This is a genomic window from Psychrosphaera sp. 1_MG-2023 (assembly GCF_030548245.1).
GTDB lineage: Bacteria > Pseudomonadota > Gammaproteobacteria > Enterobacterales > Alteromonadaceae > Psychrosphaera > Psychrosphaera algicola.
Map to the genome: position 1 here is coordinate 1 of NZ_JAUORW010000039.1, position 4,418 is coordinate 4,418.

The 4,418-nt window shown below is 38.4% G+C and carries 6 protein-coding genes; all 6 read left to right on the forward strand.

What is annotated here, in order from left to right:
• The first annotated feature begins 93 nt into the window (after positions 1–93).
• The 6 genes from Q4575_RS19430 to Q4575_RS19455 all read left to right on the forward strand — a co-directional run bounded on the left by Q4575_RS19430 (position 94) and on the right by Q4575_RS19455 (position 4,149).
• A complete protein-coding gene (locus Q4575_RS19430) occupies positions 94–819 on the forward strand; it encodes an HNH endonuclease (protein WP_303523915.1) in 726 nt (241 codons plus the stop codon).
• Positions 820–933: 114 nt separating this feature from the next.
• On the forward strand, positions 934–1,296 hold the full coding sequence (locus Q4575_RS19435) for a hypothetical protein (protein WP_303523916.1): 363 nt from the start codon (positions 934–936) through the stop codon (positions 1,294–1,296).
• A gap of 84 nt (positions 1,297–1,380) precedes the next feature.
• A protein-coding gene (locus tag Q4575_RS19440; protein WP_303523917.1) for an IS3 family transposase occupies positions 1,381–2,573 on the forward strand; the annotation gives its coding sequence in 2 pieces (ribosomal slippage) (positions 1,381–1,686 and positions 1,689–2,573; 1,191 coding nt in all).
• Positions 2,574–2,698: 125 nt separating this feature from the next.
• Positions 2,699–3,487: a DUF2071 domain-containing protein gene (locus Q4575_RS19445; RefSeq protein WP_303523918.1), complete on the forward strand. Its 789-nt coding sequence runs from the start codon at positions 2,699–2,701 to the stop codon at positions 3,485–3,487.
• Between the two features lie 178 nt (positions 3,488–3,665).
• On the forward strand, positions 3,666–3,947 hold the full coding sequence (locus Q4575_RS19450) for a BrnT family toxin (protein WP_303523919.1): 282 nt from the start codon (positions 3,666–3,668) through the stop codon (positions 3,945–3,947).
• Complete coding sequence (locus tag Q4575_RS19455; RefSeq protein ID WP_111978904.1) at positions 3,940–4,149, forward strand: BrnA antitoxin family protein; 210 nt, start codon at positions 3,940–3,942, stop codon at positions 4,147–4,149. Before Q4575_RS19450 ends, Q4575_RS19455 begins: the two co-directional genes overlap by 8 nt.
• Positions 4,150–4,418: the final 269 nt, after the last annotated feature.

Genomic DNA, 4,418 nt, shown 5'->3' on the forward strand with positions numbered 1-4,418 from the left:
AAGCTCAATAAAACTCAGATAACGTTTATGCCATAAAAATTAATAGATAAACGAGTTAATCTACAGGCTCGTTATGTGCCTAAAGGAACCTTAGTGAAAATTGAGTTAGAATCAATTAAAAAAGTTTATGAACTTGCAAAAAAAGTGCATTTTAGTGAACTATCCCGTGGCGAAGCGATAAAAATATCTATTGATAATAATTGGATGGGAAAAGGCTCTACTCAAGACTACATACAAAACTTTAAATATTTAATGGAAGGCTTTGTTTACAAAAGAACAATGAACTTGGCAGGTACAGAATATTTCCTTCGCCAAATTCATCACGATTTTGGCTTGGCTGCTTTTACAAAATCCCTTCGTCTAGTGTCAGAGCACGTAACTTATTATAACTCTCTTGGTCATAGCCGACAGGTACAAACTCAAAAACTTATTGAAGACCTAATTCAAGAATTTTCTATTAACATAGATGAACATATATTTCCTGATGAGGTCGTTGACGAAACTATTTTCGAAGGTGCTAAAAAACAAATAACAGTTAATACATACGAAAGAAGCCGTGAAGCTAGAAATTTATGTATTGAGTATTACGGCGTTTCTTGTTTTGTATGTGACTTCAATTTCGAAAAAACTTATGGCTCAATAGGAACAGGGTTTATTCATGTTCATCATGTTGTCGATTTAGCTCAAATAGGTAAAGAGTATAAAATTGATCCTATAAAAGATTTAAGGCCTGTTTGTCCTAATTGCCACGCAATGTTACATCGGACAAAACCAGCATTATCTATTAATAGTTTAAAGAAAAATCTAGGTTTAAAGTAATCGGCACATAACAAACGCTTCAACAAAGGACGCAAAAAAGCTTGGCTTGCGTCACTTCGTTCCTAATTTTAGCCAAGCTTTTTGCGCCTGTTAAGCGGGCGTTATAAGGCCATTATGTATCGTGCATTAACTTTGATATTTGCAATGTTTTCATTTTGTGTTTCAGCAGAGGATAAATGTGATCAAGTTGTCTCAGGTTACGAATCATCTGATGTCATGTATGTGATTTGTGATAATTTATCAGGGTTAACGCTTAAAGAGGCAAATCAAACTTTAGAACATATTTTCGAGCAGTACAAAGGGCCACCAGATGAAATTCTTGTATATTTTGTTTCATCAAAAAAACTGGTAGGCGTGCCTGAAAAAAAGTTAAAGCCTGAGGATTTGATTGGTATTTATTACACTCATGACAGTATATTGACTGCATGGCCTTATATTGAATCGCGTAAAAAAGAGTACCAACTTAAGTGGTGGTAGCGGCCTTATAACAAGGCATTCAAACGGAAAATTGCTCTTCACCCGTTTTAGTGGACACCTCCTCATCACTTTGAGGAGGCTAAAATGCCTAAATATACCCAGCCTAGAAAGACATGGTTTTACCCCGTTAATTTCAAAATCAAAGCAGTCGAACTAAGCTTACGAGACGATGTCATGTCAAAGGACGTTGCAGAGGCGCTAGATATTCATCCGTTAATGCTTAGTCGTTGGCGAAAAGAATATCGAGAAGGTAAGTTTAAAAAGACGCCGCGCTATCAAGGCAACGACGAAATAATGAGTAAACTCCCAACAAAAAAAGAATTGGATAATATCCAAAAGCTCAAGAAAGAAAACGAGCGTCTTAGGCAGGAGAACGACCTGCTAAAAAAGTGGCAACGGTATCTGGCGGAAGTACATCAGAACGATTTGGATTCATCCAAAAGTTCGGACAAGCCTTAGGCGTCAAATACCTATGCTCATGGCTTAACGTCTCACGCAGTGGTTATTATGCTTGGATAAATCGACCTGTATCAGCTCGAGATATTTCGGATGCGGATTTATTGTTGAAGATTGAATATACTTTTAATGCGAGCCATCAAACCTATGGTAGTCCCAGAGTATTTCAGGCGCTTAAAAAACAAGGTGTTAAAACCAGTGAAAAACGTGTTGCGCGCTTAATGCGTGAAAACGGGTTAAGAGCAAGAGCGTTAAAGACTTACAGCAAACCTGCGAAAGTTAAATTCTTCTACAAAGAAATAGAAAATAAACGTAAAGATATTGAAAAGCCAACGGCAATTAATCAACAGTGGTCAGGTGATGTGACTTACTTAAAAGTCGGTGCTCGTTGGCACTATCTTGCTGTGGTCATCGACTTGTATTCACGTCGAATAATAGGTTGGGCGTTTGGTAAAAACAAGACAACTGAGCTTACGCTAAAGGCGCTCAGATTAGCAATAAAGAAACGACAGCCAACAGACAGTGTGTTATTTCACACTGACCGAGGCGCAGAATACCGCGCCCACGTCGTACAAAAGTATTTAGTAAATCATAACATCAAAGCCAGTATGAATAGGCCAGGATGCTGTACCGACAATGCTGAAGTCGAGTCCTTCTTTCATTCACTAAAAGCAGACTTAATTCGAGGGAATACGTTTGATAGCAGCAATAAATTACATTCAAAATTAAAGGGTTACCTAAATTACTTTTACAATAGACAGAGATTGCATTCGAGTTTAGGATATAAATCACCTGCCGAGTTTGAATTGGCAGTAAATTGAAACGTGGACGGTGTCCACTTTATCGGGTGAAGATCAAATTTACAGTTGGCTGTTTTTCGTTCCTCAAACATTTTAGCCAACTATAATTTTCCGCTTAATGTGGCGTTAAATTTCAAGGATGTATCGTGCAAGAATCACGGAAACTAGATGATTATTTAATAGAGAGGCCCAAGCCAAGCGGGATAGATGTTTTATGTGGTTTGAAGCATTTTGCAATTATCACTTACGCTGTTCCGGCGGAGAGATTTAAAGATATATTTCCAGATCGCTTTCAGCTAGATACAGTCGAAGTGGATGGTCAGGAAATGGGGCTTATATCCGTAGTTCCGTTTATTGATGTAGACTTTACATCAGCAGTGTTTCCGTTCCCCAAATTTATGATGGGGCAAACCAACTATCGTATATATATTATCGATAGAAAAACGGCTGAGCGTTGCGTTTGGTTTCTTGGTACAACGCTGGACTCGTGGACGCTCGCAGTTCCTAGATATTTATGGAATCTTCCGTGGCACTCCGGAAAAGTTAGTTTCGACTGTGTGCTTAATGAAACTAGTGGTTTATACGATAAGTACCTTATGGAAACGGCATCTGATTGGGCGGCCGCTTCGGTAGAGTTGGTTCAATCTAACTCGGATAGATTTGATTTTCCAGGTTTTCCCGATGTTGAGTCAGCGTTGGTCTACCTAACTCTCCCTTTGGCTGGCTTTTATTATAGAAGAGACAACAAACTAGGTACCTATCGAGTTTGGCACAAGGAGCTAGAGGTCAAGCCAGCCAAGCTTGTGTCAGCTAGTTTCAAGCTTCTATCTACTCTGGGAATTGTAAAGGAATCAGAGCAAAATTCACCGTATAGCGTCTTAATCGAGCCTATCAATGAGTTTACTATTTACTTGCCGCCAACTGTTATTGAGTAAAAAATTTAACAAGGCGGTCAAGCTGACGTCTATTACGTCGCTTGTTTATGTGGCGGTCGCTACGCTGCCACAACACAATCAACTACATAGCCGCAGCTTACCGCGGCGTTAGTTTTACTTCTTACCTTGCATTATAATTGCGATATAACTACACTGTAATTTATGAGTGATATTAATTTTGAATGGGATCCTAAAAAAAGCCAGCACTAATATCAAAAAGCATGGTGTGAGTTTCGAAGAGGCTCAAACTGTTTTCTTTGATTCTTACGCTCGTTTAATACCTGATCCCGATAGCTCTTTCGGCGAAGAGCGTTTTATTATTCTCGGTCAAAGTAATGACTTTAAAACTTTAGTCGTATGTCATTGTTATCGAGAGCCAGATGATAATATTCGTATCATCTCTGCTAGAAAAGCAGATAAATATGAACGAAAGCAATACGAGGAGTGTCGATATGCGTGATCAATATGATTTTTCTAATTCCGTACCTAATCCGTATGTGAAAAAACTTAAAAAGCAGATAACTATCCGTTTAGATCAAGATGTAATTGAATACTTCAAGCAATTATCAGATCAAAACGGTGTTCCTTACCAAAATTTAATTAACCTTTATCTTAAGGATTGTGCTCAAAGCCATAAAGAATTAAAACTCAATTGGCAGTAGGCAAAACTAACACATATGAACCTTCTTCCGTCAAATAGACAATAGGATCTTTTTTAGCTGCTGTTAGGCAGCTAATTGTATTCGTCAATCAGCAAAATAATCTACTTCGCAATGTCATTGTGGCCGTTAAAATTGTTTACGGCAAACACATATAGAGGCTCTCTTATTGTGATCTCATCACTGCCTAACTCCGTCATTCCTTTTGTTGGTTAGGGGCACTACGACTAAATGGATTTAGGAGGTAGAGCGACGCAGGATGCCAAAGCCGA

Excerpts from the sequence above, each read along its gene's own strand:
- Q4575_RS19455 (WP_111978904.1), top strand. The coding sequence starts at position 3,940 with ATGCGTGATCAATATGATTTTTCTAATTCCGTACCTAATCCGTATGTG.
- Q4575_RS19435 (WP_303523916.1), top strand. The coding sequence starts at position 934 with ATGTATCGTGCATTAACTTTGATATTTGCAATGTTTTCATTTTGTGTT.